Origin of the sequence: Paenibacillus sp. FSL R5-0908, from assembly GCF_038006245.1 — a bacterium.
Classification (GTDB): domain Bacteria; phylum Bacillota; class Bacilli; order Paenibacillales; family Paenibacillaceae; genus Paenibacillus_AQ; species Paenibacillus_AQ odorifer.
Genome location: NZ_JBBOUV010000001.1, coordinates 762,965 through 789,067, shown reverse-complemented (window position 1 = coordinate 789,067; position 26,103 = coordinate 762,965). Strand labels below are relative to the sequence as shown.

Sequence of the window (26,103 nt, the reverse complement as noted above, 5' to 3'; positions counted from 1 at the left end):
ACTGGCTGTAAATCCGCAAATAGCGTCCTTTGAGTCCGAAAGCCCAGGGACATCTATATAACAACCCGAGATTACTTGTGTACGAGTTATGAGATACGTGAGTTCGTGGGTTCGTGGGTTCGTGGGTTCGTGGGTTTGCACGTTCGCGGCTTAGTGTGTTCCTAGGTTCGCGGGTTTGCACGTTCGCGGGTTTGCACGTTCGCGGGTTCCTGGGTTTCTGCATTCGTGGTTTCTGGGTTTCTGGGTTCCTGGGTTCCTGGGTTCCTGGGTTCCTGGGTTCCTGGGTTCCTGGGTTCCTGGGTTCCTGGGTTCGCGGCTTAGTGTGTTCCTAGGTTCGCGGGTTTGCACGTTCGTGGGTTTCTGGGTTTCTGCATTCGTGGTTTCTGCGTTCCTGGGTTCGTGCATTCGTGGATTCTAGCCTCCCCTCTCTGTGGCTCTGCCTTCCCGCCTATCTAGACTCTGGGTTCTAACTCTCCAGACTCAGCATTACGAGTTACTGAGGATTCCAAAGAAACGTATATTCACTGAAGCTCACCAAGGCAACGCAAGGTGGGGGAGCCGTTAGCCATTAGCTAGCCGTCAGTTAGCTGTTAATTACCCATCAGTTAGCCGTCATTCACTCATCAGTCACTCATCAGTTACCTTCAGTTACCCATCAGCCCGTCAGTTACCCATCGTTTCCTGCCACTTACCCACAATCGGCTAAGCATCTCTCCCCAAAAACAGCAAAGCAGCGATCCTCCAGTAACGGAGAAATCGCTGCTTTACTGTTAAACACGGTATGTCACTGCCAGCAAATTAAGGAATCATCATACCCATTTCACTAGCCGCTTCCTTCAATACCGCGGCATATTCCACTAGCGTATCTCGGGATAGGCGACTAACTGGGCCGGACAATGATAACGCCGCGATCACATTTCCACTGCGGCCCGTAACAGGCACCGCCACCGCGGCCGCGCCGGGCTCGCGTTCCTCGAAACTAGTGGCATATCCGAGCCGGATAATGTCATTAAGCTGCTCTTGATAGACATCCTTCTCAACGTAGTCCGGCCATCCTGAACTCTCCAGCAATTCTTTCAGCACCTCTGGAGGAGCATAAGCTGCCAACACTTTGCTTGATGCGCCTACAGATAAAGGCAACCTTGCACCGATCTGCGCCACTCGCCGGATGGCCTGCTGACTCTGAACCGCCTGAATCCGCACACGTTCTATGCCGTCGCGTAAGTATAAACTAACGGTCTCCCCTAGCCGATCCCGCAGCCGTTCCATTGACGGCAATAATACCGCTGCCGACTCATCAAAAGCAGGCAAATGCGTAGACAATTCCCAAATTCGTATACCCAGGCTGTATTTCTCAGTGGCCGGATTACGAATGAGGAAGCCCTTTTCCTCCAAGGTTGCCAGCAGCCGATGGACGGTACTTTTATGTAAATCTATCTTTGAAGCGATCTCCGTCAACCCTAAATCTCTGTCCTGGGTAAAACAAAGCAATATATCAAGCGCACGCTCTACCGCACGCACTGTAAGCTTTCGGTCCTCCATGACAATCTCCCCCTCGTGTTTCATCAAATGAAACTCGGTTACATTATAACTAACTCTATCTTAGTGCAAAACTCTATGGAAAGTCCAGTATATTCACTCCACCGGAGTTGTGCCAAAAATGTGCCGGAAAAGGTTGGGCCGCACTTTACAGTTACATTACAAAAGCGTCTAATTCATTGACTTTGTAAGGGCTTTTTCATACGATTAACATATTAAATTATCTACTGATGCTTTAGAATCATTTTTACAAATTCTTCTAGGCACTAGTACTCACATCATTCTTAGGAGGGGACCATATGGATCTGGCAACTCGCCAAACCGGCACAACCGTCTCCCGTCGACCTAAACTACCTAAACAAGGCAGTTCGTCCCGGCTATCGCTGCGGATGATTCGTGTGAAGCATATTATCGTTGCACTGCTATTATCTATTTTTTTCTTTTTAGCCTTCTGCTTTGTCTCACTTCATGGCTATATCGCCTGGGTATTATCTAATCCAACGGTCGCACCTCTGTATTCCAATCCCATGCAGGCCAAAGGTCTCGCATACGAGGATGTGACGTTTCCAGCTAAAGATGGTAGTCGGATGATGAGCGGTTGGTATATTCCCTCGGAAGGGGCTACCAAAACTATCGTGTTCAGCCATGGCTATGGCGCCAACCGGGAAGAATCTTGGGTACCTATGTACGATCTCGCTCACTATGCACACAGTCTGAATTTCAATGTCGTGATGTTTGATTACGGCTTTGCTGCCCAAGGCAACAAGGATATTGCAACCGGAGGTAAAAAAGAATCCCAGCAGCTTCTAGGCGCTATTGATTTTGCTAAGGAACGTGGAGCTGAGGAGTTAGTGGTATGGGGCTTCTCCATGGGAGCAGGCACAGCACTGCAAACAGGATTAGTATCAGAGGACATTGACGCGATGATTCTGGACAGCACCTTTTTGTTAGAGCCAGATACGCTGTATCATAATATTAAGCAAAATATTGATCTGCCCCGCCAGCCTTCCTTGGCGATTATGGAAATGCTGTTCCCAGTTCTGAACGGTACGGGGCTGAATCAAATTCCTTATGCGAAGGTCAAATCCGAAGATTATCCTTTCCCTATTCTACTCATGCATGGAACCGAAGATGATAAGGCTCCTTATCCTATTGCTGAAAAGCTGGCCGCGAACCAAAGCAATCCGTTCTCAGATTCCTGGGTCGTAGAGGGCAGCCATCATGAATTGCTGTTCCGTGAGCACCCGCGTGAGTATTTGCGGCGAGTCTCTGCTTTCTTAGGAAATGTTCAACTAGCCAAAACCTACAATGGCAACCAGCCGGCGATGGCAAGTAACTAGTTAAGCACTACAATCCGCCTCTGTCCCCTGATGGGTCAGCTGCTTCAACCATTTACCACGGCGAATACGCATGTAACCTATAACCAATCGAACGGCCTCTTCCAGGGACAGAAAGAAGTATACCCAGGGAAGAGGCTGTTTCCATCCCCATGACAACAGTAGCCCTAGAGGCACCCCAAGCAACCAAGTTGTGGAGGCTTCCATAATAAAGACGAATTTACTATCACCACTACTCTGAAGGATCCCTCCCGCAATCATCATATTACCTACCTTTATCCATAAAAAAAGAGCGAAAAAGCAGATAACGGAAGTTGCCATTCGGCGTTCTTCCACTGTTAAGTTAAAGGCGGAGACGTAGAGCGGGGCTAGAACAGCAATAAAAACACCAAGCAGCAATGAAATCCCTACTCCTATTCGAACAAAAAAACAAGCATACTGAAAAGCACCGGCATTATTATTCTCTCCCAGCTTATGTCCGACCATAATACCAGCTGCACCAGAGAGTCCTGCCAGAAGCCCAATCGTCAACCCCTGCAGCGGAAAGGTCACTGTCATAGCAGTCATCTCTTTTGTGCCCATACGGCTATATATTACGGAATAACAAGCTTCACCTAAGACCCAAACCAATTCCGTTAAAACAATAGGCGCTATTGTTCTTAAAAAGGGTATGCACAGCACTTCAGAAAACGAACTTAGTTCCTTAATACCTCCGGCACCCGGCAGCTTTCCACGATATACGGCTCCGACAATCAAGGCACTTTGGATATCGGAACCGCTAATTTTAACAGCTGATTATAAAATTGATTTTTCTCAAGCTTGTTCATACCCTCATCTCATTTCTCAAATTTTTTCTACTACCCCAAAGGATTTCATTAATCGGTCCACACGACAAAAAAGGCACACCCTCCTTTTCGCGAGGTTGTACCTTTCGGTATTATTTCCTTTATTTTCCTGTATTATTTCACCCTATCAAACGGTTGTCGACGATATTATTATTGCGTTCTTATGCTCTTCATAAGCTATCATGAGCCCACATATAATGAATGATGAAGACATATCACGGGAGGTTTTCTTGGAATGTTATATGTATACGGGCCGATGCTGCCAGTACGTATTTTAGAAGAAATCGTATTCTGGAAAACACAAGAGAAAGAGCATACCGAGGTTATCAAAGCAATCGTACCTAACCTGGAGGAGCCCTATGTAAAGCTGCTGGATGAATGGGCGGTGGTCTTCGGTGCCACAGAGATGGCCGCTCAGCAGTTATTGAATTCTGCCCTCTCTGCTTCTCCACCAAGTCAGGCTAAACTCACTGCGGAAACGGAAAAGCTGCTGCACATCTCCTGTACCCAATCCCAAGAATTTGTTCGGCAGCTTTTTGCCATCATGGAAAGCAGCGCAGCCGTCAAAGCCGTCCCCCTTGCTACCACTGTGATCCTGCATATTATTCGCGAATCAGAGTATTTCCTTGCCGTACTACACACTTTGAGCTCGCCCGGACAGCTCACGCAAATTATGAGAGATAATACAGCAGCCGACTATGTCGTAAGAACAGAAGAGGACAATGTCACGCGGAATGAGGGACTTATTCCTTCTACAGATACTATCCTTGATATTCGTGAAATGAGTGCTGTGCCAATTGGCGGGCATACGCTGCCTCCATTGCCTTATGCTTATAATGCGCTGGAACCATACATCGATGAGAAAACCATGCGGATTCATCACGATAAACACCATCAAAGTTATGTAGATGGACTAAACAAAGCGGAAAACAAGCTGGCCGAGGCTCGCAAAAAAGGAGATTTCGATCTCGTTAAGCATTGGGAGCGGGAGCTAGCCTTTAATGGGGCAGGCCACTATCTCCATACAATCTTCTGGAACGTAATGTCTCCACAAGGTGGCGGGCGTCCAACTGGAGCCTTACTGGAAGCCATTGAACAAAGCTTCGGCAGCTATGACAGCTTTAAGAAACAGTTCACAGAAGCTGCGAATAAGGTTGAAGGTGGTGGCTGGGCTATTCTCGTCTGGAGTCCACGCAGTCATAGACTGGAGATTTTGACTGCGGAGAAACATCAGAACCTGTCACAATGGGACGTGGTTCCGTTACTGGCTCTGGATGTATGGGAGCATGCTTATTACCTTAAACATCAGAATAATCGGGCCGATTATATTGAGGATTGGTGGAAGGTCGTTAACTGGCCTTACGTCTCAGAACGTTATGCTGCTGCCAGTAAACTGGCCTGGAAGCCCTTTTGATATTATTTCAATTCACAGTGAACATCACTCTTATTCCCACACCCTGACCAAAAAGGACCCATCATTCACATTACGTGAACGATGGGTCCTTTCAATTTCGAGGTATGCACCCCGATATTTATTCCTTAATCAAGCTTAGAAACTCCGCACGAGCGGCGGCATCCTCACGGAAGACCCCTCTAGTAGCCATAGTTACCGTTTTGCTGCCTGGCTTCTTCACTCCGCGTGCACACATACACAGATGCTCTCCCTCCACAACGACCATAACACCGTGGGGGCCTAACACCTCCGTCATAATATCAGCAATTTGCGCCGTAATGCGCTCTTGAACCTGTAGACGCCGGCTTACTGCTTCAACAAGCCGAGCTAATTTGCTGAGGCCAGCAATACGTCCGCTCGGAATGTATCCTATATGCACTTTACCAAAGAAAGGAGCCATGTGGTGTTCACATTGGCTGTAATAGACGATATCCTTAACGATCACTAGCTCTTCATGAGACTCATCAAAAGTAACGCCGAGCGCCTCGCGGGGATTTATCGAATAACCGCCGAATATCTCCTCGTACATCCGCGTAACACGTGCCGGTGTTTCCAGCAGTCCCTCGCGGCCGGTATCTTCACCGATTAATTCTAATATTTTCTCAACGTGATACTCGATTTGCTCACGGTTCTCTGCAACTTTACCGTTCACATATTCCTTGATGTTCCCCATGATGTCTCCCCCTTCCGCACCCGTATACATGTTATCCGGACCCGGTTACTTACTTCTACGTTTATTCCCTTTAGCTGCTCCTGGGCGCGCACCTGGCTGTCCCTGAGTCTTCATCATTTGCTGGGCACGCTGCATTTGCTTTCCGTTCAGGTTATAACCCATTTGCTTTGCAACCTTTTGCAGCATTTCAGGATCATTCTGCATGTTTGTCATTTGTTTGCGCAGATAATATACACCGATGAAAAAACCACCGATGAGACCTACGACCAATGTAATAATAGGTAATGCGATACTCATCTAAAGCCCACCTCTACACTCTATTGTCTGCATCGCCATATGGCACGCGAATCTATCATAGCATTTCAGGAACTGGACAGCAATTGGCAATATGCAACCTGTCTATGAACTTTTTCCTCCATTAATATCACTGTCCTCCCGTGCCTTCTTCCCGGTAAGGAGCACATCCTGCGCCCGGCTTAGCATTTCCCTCACCGTGCCATCCTCCTCGCGCTCTAAACCCGCTTCTACAGCCGCTAGAGCCTCATCACCGCCAATACGTCCAAGCGCCCAAGCAGCAGTGCCCCGCATCTCTGGCCGCGGCTCTTTTAGAACAATTTCTGATAGCTTTGGCACAGCCCCGGCTTCCTTGAAATTGCCTAGGGCAATGATCGCATTTCGCTGCATCGGCTTTTTACCTCTCCAGGCTGCTGAGCTATTGCCGAATTTCTCTTTGAACTCACGATTGCTCAGATCAAGGATCGGCAGCAGCAGCGGCTTCACGATTTCAGGATCAGGTTGCATCTGAGGGCGATGATTCCAGTTCTTACCTCTATTCTTGGGACATACAATCTGGCAAGTATCACAGCCGTATAGACGGTTGCCGATCTTGGTCATATACTCCTCGCTGAGAAACCCTTTAGTTTGCGTCAAAAAAGAAATACAAGCCTGTGCGTTAAGCTGACCCGGACCCACCAGCGCTCCGGTAGGACAAGCATCAATACACTTAGTACACTCCCCGCAGCCTTCTTCAACAGGTTCATCCGGAGCAAAAGGAATGTTGGTAACCATTTCCCCAAGATAAATCCATGATCCCCATTTGGGCGAGATGATAGAACAGTTTTTGCCGCTAAAGCCTATTCCCGCTCTTTCCGCTACCGCTCTATCTACTAGAACACCAGTGTCCACCATGCTTTCCAGCACAGCCTCCGGTACACGCTCGTGAATAAATTCCTCTAGCTTACTTAAGGCTTCCCTCAGCACATGGTGATAATCCCTGCCCCAAGATGCCCGGGCGAGGATGCCTCTACGTGCACCCGGCTCAGATTTAGGAGGGTTCTCCATTTTAGAAGGGTATGCCACTGCAATCGAAATAATAGATAACGGCTTGTCTCCAGAAGACAATGCTGGAACTGTCCTTTTATCCAGATCGGGTTCCTCGAAGCCAGATTCATATCCTTTGTCCCGGTGGTCTTGCAGTATATTTTTTAAATATAAAAAAGGTTCTGCTGTTGTAAACCCGATATCATCAATACCGAGTGATGTCGCAGCCTCCTGAATCTCTGCTTTAAGCTGTGCCCACTTGGAAGGCGGGGGAGCATACGATGACTGAAATGTATTGGTCATTTCCGCCTTCTCCTTTCATATCTTCGCTGACTTTCTTATAATCTATTCAGTTTTGACAGAGGCCACCATATATAATCAGCCCTGCCGACAATCATATCCTGTGAAATAGAGCCGAAGTAACGGCTGTCCTTGCTGGCTGAAGCATGACGGTTATCGCCCATTACAAAATAATTGCCATTTTCCACGGTTAACGCTGCAAAATCCGGATCTTCAATCTCAGTATCGATATAGGGCTCATTCACTATTTTTCCATTTACGTATAACTGATGATTCCGTACCTCTATGATATCTCCAGGTATGCCAATCACTCGCTTCACTAAATACTCCTTATGGCTAGGTCCGGTACTTGGATCATGAAGAATGACAACATCACCATGTTTTGGATTTACGAACAGCAATGAAATTTTATTAATGAAGAGTCTCTCACCTTCCCAGAGCGTTGGCTGCATAGACTGACCTTTAACCGTTGATATATTGAACACAAAAACATTAAGAACAGACATCACAGCAAAAACAATCACAGCTGTAAGCAGCCAATCCTTCATTTCTGAGACCAAACGACCGCCCAGGGTAGTCTTGGATCTGGAGGATCTATATCTTTGTTTCCTATTTCTCGTGTAATCTACTTGGGGCTCCTGATTCAATATGTCACCTCTTATTCTCAATAATTGAAGTTTATACTTGCAGATATTATAACAATAAAAAAGCATATCTCCCAGCCATTAGCAATGGACTTCTGGGAAATACGCTCGAGTATGAATGAAACAGACTATATCGTCAGCTATAGTTCTTTTTTCTAGAAAATGTTTCCGCTTTCGCAGCTGAGTGATCAAAATTACCCAACAATGCTCAGCTTCCGGACAGATTTGAAGATTTGATTCTCGCTATATCCCATAGCTTCATACAATGGCAAAGCAAAAGAATTATGCTCATCGACGGCTACATAGATACCACTGACTTTACGAGCTTGAAACCTGGATTCCATAGCCGATACCAGACTTCTGCCGACTCCTCTGCGGCGATAATCAGGATGTACAGCAATCCGGAAATAACAACCGTGGTTTTTCTCAATCGTACCAATCAGTGCTCCAACAATTTCTTCTTCATCTTCCGCAACTACAATGAGATCTGAATCCCAAGAAAGCTGCCTGGAGAAAGGCTCGATAGTGTTCTCGAAACACTCTTCCGATAATGCGGTTTGCAGCAAATCAGTCACAGGGCTAACGTCGCTTAATTGAAAGGAACGAACGTGCATTCTTTAAAATCTCCCTTGTCTATGGCTTATGAATTTAACAAAAAGAAGGGGTTCCCTTAACATAGAGAAAATAAAAAAAAGCATCAAATACCGAGGAATACCTGCTTTTAAATCTATTAAAGCACACTTTTCTCGTGATATCATCATTTTTCTTTTGAAAGCGCTTAATATCAAGCGTTTACATTTTGAGCTGGGTTCATTTCTTCATTAAAAGGGTATTAATAAGGATATATGTCTATAGGTTGGGGACTATTTATTTTAACATTCTAAATACAATTGTAAAACCCATTCCCTCTCCAATTATACTTTATAAACATTTATGTTTGTTTAGTGTTGCATTATTGGTCTAGATACGGTTTAATTAAAGTATCCTATCGGGCGAAACCCTATAGTACATATTTACAATAAAGGATTTTGACGTTAGTTCGCCAGAATTCTTTATCAATAACAAAATTCTAATATAACTCAGGAGGGATTTTTCCATGGCATTTCAATTACCGGCACTTCCTTATCCGAACAACGCACTCGAACCACACATCGACGCATTGACGATGGAAATTCACCATGACAGACACCATAACACATATGTAACTAATCTGAATGCAGCTTTGGAAAAAGCACCTGAATTACAAAGCAAAAGCATTGAAGAGCTTCTTACAGATCTGAACGCTGTACCTGAAGCTATCCGTACTGCTGTTCGCAACAATGGTGGCGGACACGCTAACCACACTTTGTTCTGGGAAGTTATCGGACCAAACGGCGGCGGCGCACCAACTGGCGCATTGGCTGAAGCTATTGATAAAGAACTGGGCGGATTCGAAAAATTCAAAGAAGATTTCGCAGCAGCAGCAACTACTCGTTTCGGCAGCGGCTGGGCTTGGCTAGTTGTTAAAGATGGCAAACTGGCAGTAACAAGCACACCTAACCAAGACAACCCAATCAGCGAAGGCGCTACTCCAATCCTCGGACTGGATGTATGGGAGCACGCTTACTACCTGAACTACCAAAACAAACGCCCTGATTACATCAAAGCGTTCTGGAACGTAGTAAACTGGGAAGAAGTTGGCAAACGTTACGCAAGCGCAAAATAAGAAATTCCATTTGGCTTATGCCATTTAACTAAAAAAGAAGGTATCTCAGAGCCGAATAGGCTAAGGGATACCTTCTTTGTTTAGGTTGGAGATATAGAGAGATAAAGATAAAGATTGATTGATTGATTGATTGATTGATTGATTGATTGATTGATTGATTGAGATCCTCCCAGACAGTGCATTTCACGCCGCTTACGTCGCTTAAATGGATGCACTGGATCGGTATAGATCAGAATAGCTCGGTATAGATGAGAACAAATCGGAATAGATCGGAATAGATCGCAATAAATCTATACTCGGCTTACCAGAATCTGCGTTTGGAGTCGCTGAGCAATAGATTAGGGAATAACTCCCTGAAAATCTGCGATATACTCCATAAACACGAGTAATTAGGGAAATACTCCCTAAAAAATCATCCGTTATGGGCATAAACCCGATTTTTGCCCAATTATTAGGGAGGTTTTCCCTAAAATGATCAATCACATGCCAAATCGACCTATTTTTAGGTAATAATTCCCTAATTAAATTTCACTCACTCTCGTAGCATAGAACACCAGAAGAATTTAGTTGGAACAAGACTGAACTAGTCTGAGCCAAATAAACAAAGATTTGCTACGAAGAGACTGAAGCATACGACCCTACTTAGAGCATACGACCCTACTTAGAGCATACGACCCTACTTAGGTGCATACGACCCTACTTAGGTGCATACGACCCTACTTAGGTGCATACGACCCTACTTAGAGCATACGAAACTACTTAGAGCATACGACCCTACTTAGGTGCATACGACCCTACTTAGAGCATACGACCCTACTTAGGTGCATACGACCCTACTTAGGGCATACGACCATGCTTAGGTGCATACATCAAACTCAGGTTTTTTACAATTAGTACTTTAGCAACACAACACAGCGAATCCCCTACGGCTCTAACTTCGCCCGCTCTTCCTGCTCATCAAAATAAAGGTTCAGTAGCTTCAGAAAAACGTTAGGGAACGCATAGTTCGCCATGTCTTCGCGGCTGATCCAGCGCACAGCTCCGCCGTCCTCTGGACTAGCGGTTCCGTCCTCAAATCTCTCGATAGGCATGCTGCTGTCGATTCCTGAGAACAAGTCCGCGTCCGCGTTGTACACCGCCCGTCCTTCTGCCGCTATCGGCAGCGGAAGGGCGTCCTCTTCGCTGCAGCGGTACACCTGCAGCGTCCACACGATATGGCTGAAGATATGCTCAGCAGCCATCCAGTGCTTCTCAGGCCGGGCAGAGATCCCGGCCTCCCGCAGTGACCGGCGCAGCCGGTCCAGCGCCGCTGCTTCCGGCAGCCGCGCGCCTTTGGCGCCGCCTTCCACAGGCGGCGCCTGCCAGTGCGGCAGCTCCCACATGCGGGCTAACAGCCCGCTTTGTGGCCGCTGCCGGATGAGCACTTGGCCCGCGTGGGCACCGCGGCCCTCAATTAAGGCCGCCAGCCGCTCCTCAGGGCGCGGCGGCTTGGCCTTGGTCTTGACGGGCAGCGAGGTCTCGCAGCCCGCCAGGCGCGCAGCGCAATGCTCCATCACCGGGCAGGTTAAACAGCGCGGTGACTTAGGAGTGCATACGAGCGCCCCAAGCTCCATCAGCGCCTGATTAAAAGATGATGCTTCCCCCTCCGGGATCAGCTCAGCTGCCAGGCGCTCCATTTTTACGCGGGTGGGTCCCTTGGCGATATCATCCTCTATCAGAAAGTATCGGGACAACACCCGCATCACATTGCCGTCGACCGCTGGCTCTGGCCGATTGAAAGCAATGCTAAGGATAGCCCCTGCCGTATAAGGTCCCACTCCCTTTAAACTGAACACAGCCTCGCGATCATTCGGCACCTGCCCGCCATACAGCTCTTTGACCTGTTTGGCCGCATGCTGTATATTGCGAGCACGAGAATAATAACCTAAGCCTTCCCAGCACTTAAGCACGTCCTCTTCTGGTGCATCGGCGAGCGACTCTACGGTAGGAAACCTTTCGATAAACCGATTGAAATACGGGATTACCGTATCCACCCTTGTCTGCTGCAGCATTATTTCAGAAATCCAAATATAATAAGGATTGCGGTGCCGACGCCAAGGCAAATCCCGTTTCTGCCCTTGATACCACTCCAGCAAATGATAGCTGAAATATTGCTTAGCCTCCTGCAGCTCCTGTTCGTCTTGAACTTGTAGATCTTGTTGTGTCATTATAACGCTCCTTGCCCTTCTATAATCAGGGTTCAATTTATGAACCTGGCCCTTCCACGACGGCAAAAGCCGAAGCCAAATCACGGCCATGTGTTATCGTAAGATGAATGGTATACCGCTGTCCATCTGGCAGATCTAGTCTGCTCCAGGCTTCACACGATAAAGTTACCTCTGGTTTTCCTTTAACATCAGGCAATATCTCAATATCCTGAAACCCAACTACATTGCCGATGCCACAGCCTAAAGCCTTTACAACTGCTTCCTTGGCAGCAAAACGCCCGGCTACGAACTCAGCCAACCTCCCGCTTCGCTCTTCAGCAAGTTGATATTCTTGCTCTGTTAAGACCCGCTGGTTAAATTTCTTACCCAGTCCTCTATTTATTACCTCTGAGATTCGTTCAATTTCTAACACATCATGTCCGATTCCGTAAATCAACACTTCACGCTCCTTATGGACGTGTATCCCATTTTGCTTCAATAATGGTATGATCAATCATATGAAGTATTATTAAAAGTAATAGTCCTGCAAGATTCTTTCTGCTATCTTAAAAGAAAATGCGCTTTAAGTCTAATAAGACTATCCAGCGACTTCATGATAGACTAGCTGATTTACTTCATTTTTATATATGGAGAGGGGATTACCCTATGAATCATCGTAATTTTGAAATACCTGCCGGAGACGGAGCTGTTCTCCGCTGCTCACACTTCCCAGCCCAAGGCAAAGCCAAAAGCGTTATAGTTATAGCCCATGGCTACAAAGGTTTTAAAGATTGGGGAATGTTTCCTTACATAGCCACAACTCTCAGCCAAGAGCATGAAGTAATTACTTTTAACTTCTCTCATGCTGGCATCGGGGAAGATCTGCTGCATTTCACAGAGCTTGAGAAGTTCGCCCGCAACACCTATCGCCGCAGCTTGAAGGACATGGAAATCCTGTTGTCCTATCTTAGCCAACACCCGAAATTCGGCAGCCTGCCCTTATTCCTTCTCGGCCACAGTCTCGGAGGGGGAATTTGTTTGGTCTACACGCTTGATCATCCCAATGAGATCAGCGGAGTAATCTCCTGGAACGGGGTTACGAAACTCGATTTGCTGACGGAAGAACAAAAGCAGCAGATGAAGGAAACAGGAAGAACCTATGTCCTTAATGGACGGACTGGCCAACAAATGCCGCTGGATGCTGTAATTTTAGAAGATATGAAGAACAACAAAGAACGCTATAACATCCTTGAACGCATACAGAAAGCGTCCTTCCCAGTTGTTCTTATTCAAGGCAGTCAAGATGGATTACATCTCCGCCAAGGGTCTGAGCATCTCATCAAACTTCGGCCAGATATTAGCTGGGTGCAGGTTCCTGAGGGTAATCATACGTTCAACACTGTGCATCCTTTTGCTGGCACGACTCCGCCATTAGAGCTCGCGATTGCTGCGACAACTGATTTTATCAATCAGACACTTACGCTTACAGAATAATTATTCTTCTTAGTCTATCCAGCTATCCAACTCACAAAAACCGCCACGAGCTCTGCTGCTACGCAGACCCGTGGCGATTTCTAGTTCAACCTATTCTAAATCCCCGGAATAACATTACGCTTATGCGCCGTTCTCCGGTAATAATTTTCAAGCTTCTCAGCTACCTCAGGATTAACCTGTTTACCTTCCAGATAGTCGCTGTTATCGTCATAAGTAATGCCCAACTCGGTTTCATCCGTCTGCCCCGGCCATAAGCCCGCCGTAGGTGCTTTTGTGACAATATCCGCAGGCACACCTATATGTGCAGCCAACTGACGTACCTGACGTTTATTAAGTGTGGATAGTGGTGTAATGTCTACAGCGCCATCGCCCCACTTCGTGTAGAAGCCGGTAATTGCTTCAGAAGCATGATCCGTTCCTACTACAATCAGATTGTTCTCAAAAGCGAGTGCATATTGCATAACCATACGTGTTCTAGCTTTAACATTTCCTTTGCCTTGATGCGTCATATGGCGGTGTTGGCCTATTGATTTCAGACCATGCTCAACTTCAAGGGCAATTTCATTTACCGCTTCCTCAATGTTGGTCTCCACAGTATGAGTCAGATTAAAAGCTTTGGCAACATCATAGCTGTGCTCGATATCTTCCTGAACCCCATAAGGCTGGAATACTCCAAGTGTCATATACTCTGTGCCTTTTTCTGCCGACAGCTCGTCCGTAGCCTGCTTACAAAGACCCGCGGCTACCGCACTGTCCACTCCACCACTAATGGCGATCAATAATCCTTTAGCCCCTGCGTTCAGCACGTACGACTTTAAGAAATCAACCCGTTTGCGTGCCTCAACTTCTACATCAATCGTTGGCTTCACGCCAAGATCCGCAATAATTTCCTTCTGTAAACTCACCAAACACACCTCGTTCCATCAGAAATGGTTCCATATCCATCAAAATATCCACCCAAACGAAGCTCATGCTTCTAAGCATATTCTATCCCATTATTGCTCTTATATTTTGAAAAATCCCGCATGCAGCCGATTTACCGGCTGATGCGAGATTATATGGAATAACTGTTTTTACTGGCACAAACGATTGAAGACTTCTTTCAATTCAGCAGCAATTTCAGCAGCCGAACGATCTTCTACGCCATGACGTTCAATAAAGTGAACGAGTTCTCCATCCTTCATCAGTGCGATGGAAGGTGAGGATGGCGGATAAGGAGCAAAATATTCACGTGCTTTAGCAGTAGCTTCTTTCTCTTGACCTGCAAACACTGTGAACAAGTGATCCGGAGTGATTTCATTTTGCAAAGCCTGAGCTACACCTGGACGACATTGTCCAGCGGCACAACCACAGACCGAATTTACGACTACAAGCGATGTTCCTTTTGCGGTTGGAAGAGTAGCTTCCACCTCTTCTGGAGTCATAAGCTCCTGAAACCCGATACTTGTCAGGTCATCACGCATAGGCTGAATTGAATCTCTCATATATTGATTAAAAGACATGGACATTTCTCTGCACTCTCCTTCACTTTTCAACTGTTTGTCAGATAATATTACAGCAGTACTTACTAACTTTATTATACATTCATACTCTGTGAAAGCAAGAGATGCTGTAGAGGGTGATTCAATCTACGAGCGAACCCCGCTGGGTTCCTCCTTATCCAATGGGAAGGAAATCGTAAATACCGTACCCTCTCCTTCTACAGACTCTACATTTATTTTACCGTTATGCCGCTCCACAATACTTAGGCACAAGGATAAGCCTAGACCTGTGCCCTGAATTTTCGTCGTAAAAAAGGGTAAAAACAGCTTCTCGCGTTGACTTTCTGACATACCAACGCCGCTATCGGTGACAATCAACTCTACTTTATCATGAGTACTACGTGTCTCCAGCGTCAGCACCCCCTTGGGCCCCATAGCCTCCATACCATTACGTCCTAAATTGAGAATAAGCTGCTTGATTTCCCGGACATTTAGTTCCAATTCATGCAGTGATGGGCTCAGCTTCAATTCAACACTTTGACCGCGAAGATTAGCATCAGCCCACAGCAATGGACTAACTTCTTCTATAATATGGTGCAGCAGCACCTTCTCTTTATCAGAAACCCGGCTCTGTGCCAAGGATAAAAAATCATTAATAATACTATTAGCGCGGTCCAGCTCTTCCATCACAATCTGATAATAAGAATCCAATTCTTGAGCACTCTTTTCTCTCATCAGCTGCAAAAAACCCCGAACTACCGCCATAGGATTACGAATCTCATGGGTAATTCCAGCAGCCATCTGCCCGACCAAGCTCAAACGCTCCACATGATCCAGCTCTACACGTAGTTTTTCCTCATTGGTCATATCCTGCACAATAATTACAGCACCACTTGTTACCCCTGAGCTCTTATGCATTAACGGCGCTGAATAAATCTGATAGATGCGCGACTCATGAATCATTTTTTCACTGGAACGCCGTTTAGAGCGGATATTATCACTTACCCGCATATATGCCTGTGTATCCACTGAGCTGTGAAAAAACTTTTTTACCGGCTCGTCAATAATATCCTCTTTTCGTAAATTGGGATAATGAGCCCGCATCATTCCTAGCATACAATCATTAAGATCAGTTACAACTCCGCGTTCATCCAGAGACATAATACTCAGAGGAACTACATTGGTAATCTGCTGCAGCTTCTCGGACTCCCACTGGAAACTTTCACTGATATTCTCCATCTGTACTTTATCCTGCAATCTACTTCTAACCATCTCAACATAATATACAAAAATACCACCTAAAGCGATGGTGAAAAACAGATATACCGTAATTAGAAATGCTTGCACGGAATTAGATTCATATATATTTTTCCCGCCTATAATAGGGACTAACGCAATAAATAGCATGCTTGGACAAAGAATCATCCATAACATACCGATCTTCTCAACTACTGTACCTTTCTTAAAAGGTTTGGCCAGTCCAAACAGCAGCGGATATAATAAAACCCCTGAATTCAATATCACATTACTGATTCCTGTGGGCTCCGCGATGATTACATTGCAGATAAGCAAAAAAATGGACAGTAAAATGCCCGAACGGGTAGTTCCATATAAAATACCAATATACGCAGGGATTAATCCTAAATTTAAATAGGCTACACCAAACAAAGTTGTCGAAAGAAGAGAGCACAGGATAAGACTAAACGTACACGCCAAAATCAAAAAGGTCTGATCATTTGGGAGCTTCCCCTTTTTCCGAGTCACAAATCTACGGTCCACCCACCACTGAAAAAGAAAAAGAAAGGAGCATGCTGCCGATATTTGCAATAAGATATCCTTAACCGCACCAATAATTACAATCACACCCCAAAATGGACAAATTACCCTACATGCTTAGATTAAAGCACAGGATTACTCTCCTGACAACGATAATCACCTAATGATTGGACAAGACTGGTTACATGTGAATCAGAATGGTATGATTCCGTTAGGAATACCCGCGGAATAGGCTTCCGTGTCTTAACATGTAAAGGAGTAAAATTTCATGAGCAATTACGATGTGATCGTCATTGGGGGCGGCCCTTCGGGTCTAATGGCAAGCGTGGCCGCTGCAGAACACGGGGCATCCGTCCTGCTAATCGACAAGGGAGCAAAACTAGGCCGAAAGCTCGGAATATCTGGTGGCGGACGCTGCAATGTTACCAACATCAAGGAAAGAGACGAGCTAATCGCCCATATTCCAGGAAACGGGCGTTTTTTGTATAGTGCCTTCGACCATTTTAATAACCAGGATATCATCGCCTTTTTTGAAGGTTTAGGCATTGCATTAAAAGAAGAAGATAACGGGCGGATGTTTCCCGTTTCCGATAAGGCCTCTAGTGTCGTCTCTGCCCTAATCAGCAAAGTACGGAGTCTAGGCGTGCAGATTATGACCGACAGTCCCGTCTCAAGAATAATCTATGACGAAGGGGCTGTTAAGGGAGTCCAGCTGAGCTCGGGCAAGACGATCGCCTGCACTGCTGTTATCATCGCCACCGGAGGCAAGTCTGTACCACAGACCGGCTCCACTGGAGATGGTTACCCTTGGGCAGAAGCCGCAGGGCACACGATCACCGAGCTGTTCCCGACAGAGGTGCCGATTCTTTCACGGGAAGAATGGATTAAGTCCGGCGAGCTGCAAGGCCTGTCGCTACGTGATGTAGCCCTTACTGTGTGGAATCCTAAAGGAAAGAAGGTCATCTCTCATCGAGGGGATATGATATTCACCCATTTCGGATTATCAGGACCCATTGCACTGCGGTGCAGCCAATTTCTGAGACAAGTCCAACGTAAATCCGGCACAGATACGGTGGAGATGTCCATCGATCTCTTCCCTGATCTGAACGCACAGGAAGTAGAATCTATGTTGCAGGATAAGCTGGATCAGGAACCAAAGAAAGCGATCCGCAATTCGCTGAAAGGGCTGTTGCCAGAACGTCTCATCCCCCTCTTGCTGACTAAAGCTGACTTAGATGGAGATACAACCGGTCATCACGTCTCCAAGAATGGATTGCTTCTAATGGCTGGGATTTTGAAACGGATGCCGGTTTATGTGCATGGCACCCGTTCTCTATCCGAGGCCTTTGTTACCGGCGGTGGGGTAAATCTGAAGGAGATCGATCCCAAAAGAATGGAATCGAAGCTTATGCCGGGGTTATTCTTCTGCGGCGAGGTACTCGATATCCATGGATACACTGGAGGCTACAATATAACGGCAGCCTTCTCAACAGGTTATACAGCAGGCAAGCATGCTGCTGACATTCGACTGGGATAATCTCTAGTGCAACGTGATATCCTCTAAGCAGCTTGCTACTTTGAAAATGGCGGTCCGCGCGATTCTCTCATTAACTGGAGAATCGCACCTCTATTTTGGGTTCGTCAGCTGCTATGTGGAGCGTCTGTCCTAATCAGCTACTGCTGCTTCGGACCCAGATGACGTTATTTGTGAATTTATCACCTTATGGGCAGGGTTTCGGACTCCAACGACACTATTCCTTATAATGAGGCTCATATAGGGTGTTTTTCATGGCAATAGCAACTATGGAGTCCGTTAGCATCCCAAAAGTGGAATAATAGTATGTTTAAGGGCAGCTGTGTCCCATAGGCTAGCTAGGTACCTCGTACGTACGTGCGCACAATAGATCGAATCAAATCAACAAAAGAAGAGTGCCCCAGCAGCCTTTTCAAGGCATATGGGGCACTCTTCCGTTCTATTTATATCTTTATTTCGCTAAGCGAAATGTTCCAAATATTCTAGAGCTAAACAGTGCAACGATATAACCTAGCGGGATGAACAGGATAATCCCAAACCATCCATATAAGGAAATACAGATCAGCGCAGAACAAATGATTGAAAAAGGAAGCAGTAAGATAGGGACCGCACGCAGCCCTGCTTCGGCTTTTTGTTCCTTCGTAAACGGCAGAATTCCGATGTAATCATCTCCCACGAATAACGACCAGAACGACAACAGCCAATTGGTCATGAGAGAAACTAAAACTATAAAGCCCAGCCATTTGAACCCTGACGGGATGATAAATATCGCTAGAAGGGACACAGCAGTAAACGATAAGTAGAGCTTTAAATGGGCAGGATTCCGTACAAGTGCCTTAATCGCTGCCGCAGAGAAACGGCTCTCGGCAGTTTTTGATTTTAGCAAAGGCTGTGATTTCCGGAAAATCCACGGCTTATGGCGGGTTGGACGTGGCTTATCCAGTACGCCGCGGAGTAATAGGGCCGCTATTTTCATCCGCTGCTTATAATCTTCACGCACATCGTTCATGAACGTCCCACGCATCACTATACGCCGCTGAAGAGCGATTACCGCTACGACTGCAAAGAGTGCTGCAATCAGCAGCATAAAAACTGGACTGTTGTTCCAAAACGTAGCTGCACGGAAATAAATCCCACAAGGAACGGAGATGGCTAGGATCAGCCATAGCCAGCGCCGCCAGCCTTGCTTTTGTACTTTTACAATATGCCCCAGTAATTTAATGCACCAGCTACATGCCAGAGTCAGAGCGAACAGTGCCCATACCTCGGATGACAGCATTCCATATCCCCGAACCAGAAAAGGTAATAACAGCACAAAAGCTACACAGAACTTCAACGATGTTACGATCAGGCTGTACAGCAACCCGCGAAACATGATCGTATTTATCCATCGCTGTCGTTGTCTAAGAAATAATAGATCGCCTTCCTGCAATAATAGCACCAGTCCCCCTCTACAGAGCAGGAGCACTAATACTGAAGGAATCAACATAAACGGCAAATCTGCACTCCAAGCTGGCAGTGCCTCGTTCCAGAACCCGTAATATAACCGTCCTCCCAGAAATCCCCCGGGAATCAGTATATATAACAGCACAGTCCAATCGGCAGCCGTACGAATAATAGCAGATTGCTCACGCCAATGAGAAAATAATCGCCGCCAGAATAGCTTTTTGGAGGTAGGAAAAGCAAACCCTCGCTGCTTCTGCTTACTCATGTCAGTTCGTCGAAGCAATCAAACAACGACGCCTCCGGCAGCCCAGCATAATCACGTATATCTTCGAGCGTTCCAGCAGCGGCAACCCTGCCACCCGAGATCAGCACAAAATCATCGCAAATTTTCTCAGCAGTATCCAATACATGCGTAGACATTAATACACCAGCCCCGCGCTGCCGCTCCGCTTCCAGCAGCCGCAGGAAATCTTTGGTGGCCCGAGGATCCAAGCCGATAAAAGGCTCGTCCACAATATAAACATCCGGCTGTACCAAAAAGCCAAGCATCAGCATCATTTTCTGTTTCATACCCTTAGAGAAACCAGCTGGAAGATCATCACGGACATGGTTCATACCGAACTGCTTCAGTAACCTCTCCGCCGTTTCTTGAAACTGCTCATATTTTAGTCCATAAGCAGCAGCAGCCAAATCTAAGTGCTCCCATAAGGTCAGATCCTCATAAAACACCGGTTGCTCTGGTACATAAGCATAGGATTTATTAACTCCATTAAAGGAGACCTTAGCTTTGGTATTCTTAAGCAAACCGAGCAGTGTTTTGATTGTAGTACTTTTCCCCGCACCGTTTGGTCCGATTAGTCCGAGCAGTTGTCCACGCCGCACCTGAAATGAAATATCGAATATGCATGGGGCACCTGCTTCATAGCCTGCTTCATCGATCTCAACATCGAGTACAATCTCTTCGTCGCTCTCGGTATCCCCTGTTATTTCTACATTCTCCATATTCGCCAACTCCTAAATATTTCTAATGAATATTATTATCGAAATCCCAATCCAGAAAGATAGCTTCTCTAATCGTACTATATATACTTTCTCCAAGGAAGCAAACTGATTTTTTCACAGCTAAGAGAACTACTCTCATATTTAAAAAGAAACCTCCCATTAAAGAGAGGTCTGCCCGAGAAGCTCTAGGTTATTTGTTGCTGAAATTTCTTCTTCACGTTTAATTACCGCTTCATCTCTACGCTCGATTTTACCACGCAGCATTAACAGTAACACTCCGAGCAGGGCTGTAAGTAAACCAGAGAGAATGAAAGCCGGGACAGGTCCTGACGCTGTAACTAAAGCCCCACCGGCTACAGGTCCCAAGATAACAGCCGCACTTGTTAGACTGCCTATAGTTCCAAATACACGACCCGTGTATTCCGCAGGGGTCCGTTGTTGGAGCATAGAATTGAAGGGAATAAACGCAAGGCCTGCCCCCACACCAGCAAACATAAAAGAACCAAACAAAGCGATGTTCATCCATAGTCCAGCCTGACCGTGGGCAGTTACAATTCCTGCACTTGAGAAAACAACCCCCATAATTACAGCTCCCAATCCCATGAAGACGAGCGTATGTTTACCACTGCCTATACGGCTTACAAGCAGGGCTGACAGTAAGGTGCCAAGACCACTGGCTGCCACACACCAACCCAGCAGATCACCGTTCACACCCGGAATCTCCCGGAATAACGTTACAATCTGCGAATCACCAATTTGCAGCATTAGCAGCACTAGCACCAGCATAGCAATCCCGCATAGTACTACAGGCATTCCCACGATCACCTGCAGACCCGCCGACATTTCTTGGCGAAAAGACTTCCGAGCACCATTCTCCCCTGCGCTATCCTTGGCTGCATCTTTCTTCAGTGCAGCCGCACGCGGCAGTCCTATTAAGATGACCGCCGATAAAATGAAGGTAGCCGAGTCAATCACATAACAAGCGGCAATACCAAATGCGGCAACCAGCAGTCCACCGAGAGCAGGACCTACAATTTTGGTTATTTGTTCAATAGATGAGCTAAGCGCCATGGCTTTATCCATCTGGGCCGCAGGGACAAGCTCCTTGAGCTTTCCGCTTTTGGCTGGTGAAAAGAGTACATCCATGATCCCTTTAGCTACCAACAGGACATATACCTGCCAGAGAGAACCTGCAAATACCAAACAAACAACGATTCCTGCACGAGCTAGATCGGAACCAATCATCAGCGCCTTGCGGTTAAAACGATCACTTAAATAACCTGCAAACGGTCCTCCTAAGAGCAACGGTACAGCCATACATAAAGATATAGCCGTAATTTCCCACGGTGTAGCATTCCATTTAAAACCTACCATTGTCAGTAGCGCTAGTATATGCAACCAGTCTCCCACATTCGATACAAGCTGTGCGGCAATAAGCAGCATAAAGGGCTTATTCGCCGTCAGCTTTCCTTCTTTTGAATCATGAGCCAGTTGTTCCTCCATCTTACTTCACTCCCCGTTACTATTTCTCGATGAAGTAATAGTAAAATATTGGAGAACATCAATCATCCGTCTGGAGGCGTAAATAGCGCTTGAACCTAAGGCTGAAATTCTTATCCTTTCAAAGACTGAAATCAAAAAAACCTTCGTTTTTATCGTATTTAAAAAATTGTTTGATTTTTAATAATTAAAAGTGTGCTCATTGTGACAAATCACATGTTCTTCATTCGCTCTTTCACGTATTCTAAGGTTATCTCAAGGTTCGTTGCACAGGTAACCCGTGCACTAATGACTATTGATTGCAAACTGTGCGATGAGTTCACACATGATTAACGATAGAGGGTGGAGAAGCATGATACAATCTTACGAACGTGATACGCAATTAACACTACATTTGTACCGGGTATTTGCCAAGTCTTTTAAGAGCATTAATGAACATGCTGTTACCGGCAGCAAAATTGAAGGTTTTAATCCGACTGCCTTTGCCGTTATGGAAGTGTTGTACTATAAGGGACCACAACCCATTCAACAAATTGGCGCCAAGCTGCTGCTGCAAAGCGGCAACGTTACTTACGTAATCGATAAGCTTGAGGAACGCGGCTATTTGCAGCGTAAGCCTTGTCCGAGCGACCGCCGTGTGATTTTTGCGGAGCTGACTACGGAAGGTGAACGTCTCATGAATGAGATGTATCCGAAATATTCAGAACGCCTGCATCTTGCTTTCAGCGGTCTGAATGATGATGAGAAGGAACAAATGATTGTTCTGCTCAAAAAGATGGGTCTACAAGCTGAGAAGCTATCCCCTCTTCCTCGTAAGTAAGAGTCGCTTATTTATGTGTTACAGACAAGCTATTCTTGATTTCTGTTAATGGTAAAAAGAAAACCAATAGGCGATTCTCCGATTTATTTGAGAATCGCCTATTGGTTTTTTTGTTCTGCGCCGTCTTACTTGAGCAGATGATCGGTAAGTCGATGCCGAAGACGGACTTTGAGGTCCGCTATTGGCAAACCTCGGATCATAGTCATCCTTATTCGACAGGACTTGCGAGCACGCTTCCGATTGGACTTGGCGAGCACACTTTAGATTGGATTTCCCTTCTAGCTGACCGTAACTATCACTCTCAGTAAAATCCACTTTCGGTAAAACCGACTTTTGATATAACCCGCTATATTTTCAGCGCCCAATCTTGATGAACCTGAATAATAACTTAGGGAATAACTGCATTCTGTACAGCTATTTCGTATGCAAATCGGATTATTCTAACTTTAAGTGTATTCTGTACAATTAAAAACCAGACAAACCACCCCTAGGCGAGTAAATCAAGAAAATAGATGTACTAAATACAGCTATATTCATTGAAGAGTTACCTACAGGATTATAGTTGTACGAAATACAACTAAACGCGTCTATCTACTACTTCCATCGACTCTCTACTCTCCACTCTCTACTCTAGAGGTTACATCAATCTGGCGTGCCCCTCCGTCCGCTATTCCGTGCGTGATTTCATGTGCTCCCCCGTGCGTCTCTCCATGCGTCATTCAATGTGTCATTCCGTACGCCCCTCCAAGAGTTAATTCGTAAGGTTCATTCAATTTAAAAAGCCATCTACCTATTAAGTTATGCCTTTTTCAAGGACGATGAAGCATCCTCTACTGAAGGCACACCCTTGCGCAAACCCCAGGAAATTATCAGCGACAAAACAGCGAAAACTGCCATTACGATAAATAATGAATGAAGACCACCTTCAAGGGCATCACGCAGACTGTTTGATACTTCCCCAGACAGGTTAGTTCCTGCATGCGATCCAAGCAGCTTATTAATATCATCCCCTGAGATGTTCGAATCCGGTTGTTTTCTTAACAGCTTATCAATATTCAAGTTCAGCCAGGAGCCAAAAATAGCCACCCCAACAGTCTGTCCTAAAGAACGCGTGAACGCATTAAGCGCTGTAGATGCTCCCCGTTGCTCATACGCAACAGAGGACTGCGCAATAATCGTAAAGACTGTAGAAGAATACCCAAAGCCAACTCCACAGACCAGCATCAAGCATAAAAGCAGCAACTGTGAAGACTCCCCTGTTAAGAAAGCCAGGCCAATAGCCCCGGCAGCGATCATAATCAATCCAAGCATTGCGGTTCGACGCGAACCTGCTTTTAGAATCATCCGCCCTCCGGCGATCGAACCAAACATCCAGCCTACCGACATCGGCGCCAGTAGCAAACCTGAGATGGCGGCGCTTTTTCCGGATACACCCTGCACCCATAATGGCACATACGTAGAAAGCCCAATAATTAATGTGCTTACCAGCAGGTTAGCGCCTGTAGACACCGCTATGTTGCGGTTCGAGAATAGACCCAGCGGCAACATAGGTTCAGGAGCACGACGCTCCACAAAGAAAAATAAGACTAGCAGGATAACAGCCACACTTAGAGTTGCGATTAGCAGTGGGGATGTCCACTCCAGATTCTGTCCTCCTGTAGAGAGACCGAAGAGTAATGCGCCCATACCAGCAGCGAACAGCAGCACCCCTGCCACATCAATTTGTGCTTTCCGACGTACCTTCTCTTCCTTCAAATAACGGGCAATAAATACCATTGCTAATAAACCAAATGGCAGATTAAAGACAAATACCCAGCGCCAGCTTAGGTAATCTACAACATATCCTCCAAGAAGAGGGCCTACTAAAGAGGAAATCCCCCATACAGAGCTAAGTAATCCTTGTGTCTTCGCTCTCTCCTCAATACTGTAAATATCCCCGATGATGGTAAAGGTCATTGGAATGAGCGCACCCGCGCCAATCCCCTGTATTGCCCGGAACAGGATCAGCTGTTCCATACTTTGCGAAATACCGCATAATAATGAGCCTAATAAAAAAACAGCTGCCCCCCACATGAACACCGGCTTGCGTCCAAAGAGGTCACTGATTTTGCCGAAAATAGGAGTAGTAATAGCCATTGCCAGCAAATAAGAAGTGAATATCCAGCTAAGCCACTGCATCCCCTGAAACTCACCTACGATAGCTGGACCCGCTGGGCCTGTTACCGTTCCTTCAATCGCAGCCAGAAAGGTAGCTAGCAGCACCCCTATCAGTATTAATTTACGTTCTAAATCCCCTGTTGACTTCAATGTTCCAAACCCTCTCTTTATGTAATCAAATCATTGCCATTCCCCACGCAGAAGCGCATGTAGGGTCACATCCTGAAAGCCGGAAGGGGTCTGGCGATATTGACGCAGTATACCTTCCTTCTGAAAGCCGAGCGTTTGAACCAGCCTCTCCGCACGATTATTATCAGGATGACACAGCGCTTCTATCCGATTCAGCCCCATCCTATTGAAGCCGAAGTTGAGCACTAAACCAAGCGCTTCTTTCATATATCCAAGCCCCCAAAAGGCAGGCGCCAGATCGCAGCCAATTTCCCCGCGGTAAGCTCCCTGTAACTGCCAATAGTTATACCCGCAGCTCCCTATAACTTCACCACCGGGTCCTACAATACTCCAGCGTAAGCTGTCCTCTTCCTGAGCCATCTGTGATAAAAATGCAATCAGTTGCTTAGTCTCTTCGATAGAGGATAATGCTGGAGCCCCCAGCCAGCGGGTGACCTCTGGATGAGACCAGACCTGATATAATGCTGAAGCATGTTCAGTAGTCATAGCACACAGCTTCACTCTACTGCCGACCAGTGTGGGTATCACTCCATTGCAGATATACAAGTCTCTGCCCCCCTTCAACTTATCAATTATACATCATTCAAGAGTATATCCTTAAGATAAAAGTTCTAAATTCTTTAACATTGAAAAGAACAAATTCTACGCGTTAACGTAAAAAGACGTCTGCAGCAGGGAGCAAACACTCCCTAATACAGACGC

The 26,103-nt window shown here is 46.2% G+C and carries 23 protein-coding genes and 1 pseudogene; 7 read left to right on the top strand and 17 right to left on the bottom strand.

Going from position 1 to position 26,103, the window contains the following annotated elements; translation table 11 throughout:
• Positions 1-798 precede the first annotated feature (798 nt).
• A complete protein-coding gene (locus MKZ09_RS03630) occupies positions 799-1,542 on the bottom strand; it encodes an IclR family transcriptional regulator (protein ID WP_036676839.1) in 744 nt (247 codons plus the stop codon).
• A gap of 296 nt (positions 1,543-1,838) precedes the next feature.
• Between MKZ09_RS03630 and MKZ09_RS03625 the strand changes: the two genes are divergently transcribed.
• Positions 1,839-2,879 (top strand): alpha/beta hydrolase, encoded by a 1,041-nt coding sequence (locus MKZ09_RS03625; RefSeq protein WP_139329954.1) that lies wholly within the window; start codon positions 1,839-1,841, stop codon positions 2,877-2,879.
• Here MKZ09_RS03625 and MKZ09_RS03620 read toward each other — a convergent pair whose 3' ends face one another.
• Complete coding sequence (locus tag MKZ09_RS03620; RefSeq protein WP_341041819.1) at positions 2,880-3,557, bottom strand: MATE family efflux transporter; 678 nt, start codon at positions 3,555-3,557, stop codon at positions 2,880-2,882. It abuts the gene before it with no gap.
• Positions 3,558-3,956: 399 nt separating this feature from the next.
• Here MKZ09_RS03620 and MKZ09_RS03615 point away from each other — a divergent pair, with 399 nt between their 5' ends.
• On the top strand, positions 3,957-5,135 hold the full coding sequence (locus MKZ09_RS03615) for a Fe-Mn family superoxide dismutase (protein WP_076207528.1): 1,179 nt from the start codon (positions 3,957-3,959) through the stop codon (positions 5,133-5,135).
• Positions 5,136-5,253: 118 nt separating this feature from the next.
• Here MKZ09_RS03615 and folE read toward each other — a convergent pair whose 3' ends face one another.
• The 5 genes and pseudogenes from folE to MKZ09_RS03590 all read right to left on the bottom strand — a co-directional run bounded on the left by folE (position 5,254) and on the right by MKZ09_RS03590 (position 8,725).
• A complete protein-coding gene (gene folE, locus MKZ09_RS03610; protein WP_076207531.1) occupies positions 5,254-5,847 on the bottom strand; it encodes a GTP cyclohydrolase I FolE in 594 nt (197 codons plus the stop codon).
• A 45-nt stretch (positions 5,848-5,892) separates the two neighbouring features.
• Positions 5,893-6,144, bottom strand: coding sequence for a YneF family protein (locus MKZ09_RS03605; protein WP_036676828.1), 252 nt, complete (start codon positions 6,142-6,144; stop codon positions 5,893-5,895).
• A gap of 129 nt (positions 6,145-6,273) precedes the next feature.
• Positions 6,274-7,470 (bottom strand): annotated as a pseudogene (gene queG, locus MKZ09_RS03600) (tRNA epoxyqueuosine(34) reductase QueG); the annotation flags it as partial.
• A 35-nt stretch (positions 7,471-7,505) separates the two neighbouring features.
• Positions 7,506-8,114 (bottom strand): signal peptidase I, encoded by a 609-nt coding sequence (gene lepB, locus MKZ09_RS03595; protein ID WP_076207534.1) that lies wholly within the window; start codon positions 8,112-8,114, stop codon positions 7,506-7,508.
• 191 nt (positions 8,115-8,305) lie between these two features.
• Positions 8,306-8,725, bottom strand: a complete 420-nt coding sequence (locus MKZ09_RS03590; RefSeq protein ID WP_036676822.1) for a GNAT family N-acetyltransferase — start codon at positions 8,723-8,725, stop codon at positions 8,306-8,308.
• 482 nt (positions 8,726-9,207) lie between these two features.
• On the opposite strand from MKZ09_RS03590, the gene MKZ09_RS03585 reads away from it, so the two are divergent.
• On the top strand, positions 9,208-9,816 hold the full coding sequence (locus MKZ09_RS03585) for a superoxide dismutase (RefSeq protein WP_076138413.1): 609 nt from the start codon (positions 9,208-9,210) through the stop codon (positions 9,814-9,816).
• Positions 9,817-10,739: 923 nt separating this feature from the next.
• Here the strand turns inward: MKZ09_RS03585 and mutY are convergent.
• Both mutY and acpS read right to left on the bottom strand, forming a co-directional pair.
• The gene (mutY, locus tag MKZ09_RS03580; protein WP_076138412.1) at positions 10,740-12,023 is read right to left on the bottom strand and encodes an A/G-specific adenine glycosylase; all 1,284 of its coding nucleotides are present in this window, start codon (positions 12,021-12,023) and stop codon (positions 10,740-10,742) included.
• A gap of 37 nt (positions 12,024-12,060) precedes the next feature.
• A complete protein-coding gene (gene acpS / locus MKZ09_RS03575; protein WP_076138411.1) occupies positions 12,061-12,459 on the bottom strand; it encodes a holo-ACP synthase in 399 nt (132 codons plus the stop codon).
• A 209-nt stretch (positions 12,460-12,668) separates the two neighbouring features.
• Here acpS and MKZ09_RS03570 point away from each other — a divergent pair, with 209 nt between their 5' ends.
• Positions 12,669-13,496, top strand: coding sequence for an alpha/beta hydrolase (locus MKZ09_RS03570; RefSeq protein WP_076207537.1), 828 nt, complete (start codon positions 12,669-12,671; stop codon positions 13,494-13,496).
• A gap of 95 nt (positions 13,497-13,591) precedes the next feature.
• Here the strand turns inward: MKZ09_RS03570 and nadE are convergent, their stop codons facing one another.
• The 3 genes from nadE to MKZ09_RS03555 all read right to left on the bottom strand — a co-directional run bounded on the left by nadE (position 13,592) and on the right by MKZ09_RS03555 (position 16,741).
• The gene (gene nadE, locus MKZ09_RS03565) at positions 13,592-14,401 is read right to left on the bottom strand and encodes an ammonia-dependent NAD(+) synthetase (protein ID WP_036676815.1); all 810 of its coding nucleotides are present in this window, start codon (positions 14,399-14,401) and stop codon (positions 13,592-13,594) included.
• Positions 14,402-14,569: 168 nt separating this feature from the next.
• A complete protein-coding gene (locus tag MKZ09_RS03560) occupies positions 14,570-15,004 on the bottom strand; it encodes a BrxA/BrxB family bacilliredoxin (RefSeq protein WP_036676813.1) in 435 nt (144 codons plus the stop codon).
• A 120-nt stretch (positions 15,005-15,124) separates the two neighbouring features.
• Positions 15,125-16,741 carry a two-component system sensor histidine kinase NtrB gene (locus MKZ09_RS03555; protein ID WP_081389167.1) on the bottom strand — a complete coding sequence of 539 codons (1,617 nt, stop codon included), beginning with the start codon at positions 16,739-16,741 and terminating at the stop codon, positions 15,125-15,127.
• A gap of 280 nt (positions 16,742-17,021) precedes the next feature.
• Here MKZ09_RS03555 and MKZ09_RS03550 point away from each other — a divergent pair, with 280 nt between their 5' ends.
• Complete coding sequence (locus MKZ09_RS03550) at positions 17,022-18,290, top strand: BaiN/RdsA family NAD(P)/FAD-dependent oxidoreductase (protein ID WP_076207540.1); 1,269 nt, start codon at positions 17,022-17,024, stop codon at positions 18,288-18,290.
• A gap of 448 nt (positions 18,291-18,738) precedes the next feature.
• Here the strand turns inward: MKZ09_RS03550 and MKZ09_RS03545 are convergent, their stop codons facing one another.
• The 3 genes from MKZ09_RS03545 to MKZ09_RS03535 all read right to left on the bottom strand — a co-directional run bounded on the left by MKZ09_RS03545 (position 18,739) and on the right by MKZ09_RS03535 (position 22,238).
• A complete protein-coding gene (locus MKZ09_RS03545; protein ID WP_143767372.1) occupies positions 18,739-20,016 on the bottom strand; it encodes an ABC transporter permease in 1,278 nt (425 codons plus the stop codon).
• Complete coding sequence (locus tag MKZ09_RS03540) at positions 19,995-20,735, bottom strand: ABC transporter ATP-binding protein (protein ID WP_036676805.1); 741 nt, start codon at positions 20,733-20,735, stop codon at positions 19,995-19,997. The genes MKZ09_RS03545 and MKZ09_RS03540 overlap by 22 nt, the downstream gene beginning before the upstream one ends.
• A 159-nt stretch (positions 20,736-20,894) precedes the next feature.
• Positions 20,895-22,238, bottom strand: coding sequence for an MFS transporter (locus MKZ09_RS03535; protein WP_076207543.1), 1,344 nt, complete (start codon positions 22,236-22,238; stop codon positions 20,895-20,897).
• Between the two features lie 349 nt (positions 22,239-22,587).
• Here MKZ09_RS03535 and MKZ09_RS03530 point away from each other — a divergent pair, with 349 nt between their 5' ends.
• Entirely contained in the window at positions 22,588-23,055 is a 468-nt protein-coding gene (locus MKZ09_RS03530; protein WP_036676802.1) for a MarR family winged helix-turn-helix transcriptional regulator, read from the top strand.
• A 101-nt stretch (positions 23,056-23,156) separates the two neighbouring features.
• On the top strand, positions 23,157-23,363 hold the full coding sequence (locus MKZ09_RS03525; RefSeq protein WP_143767373.1) for a hypothetical protein: 207 nt from the start codon (positions 23,157-23,159) through the stop codon (positions 23,361-23,363).
• Positions 23,364-23,853: 490 nt separating this feature from the next.
• On the opposite strand, the gene MKZ09_RS03520 is transcribed toward MKZ09_RS03525, so the two are convergent.
• Positions 23,854-25,362 carry an MDR family MFS transporter gene (locus tag MKZ09_RS03520; protein ID WP_076124409.1) on the bottom strand — a complete coding sequence of 503 codons (1,509 nt, stop codon included), beginning with the start codon at positions 25,360-25,362 and terminating at the stop codon, positions 23,854-23,856.
• Between the two features lie 30 nt (positions 25,363-25,392).
• Positions 25,393-25,947, bottom strand: coding sequence for a GNAT family N-acetyltransferase (locus tag MKZ09_RS03515; protein WP_076138403.1), 555 nt, complete (start codon positions 25,945-25,947; stop codon positions 25,393-25,395).
• Positions 25,948-26,103: the final 156 nt, after the last annotated feature.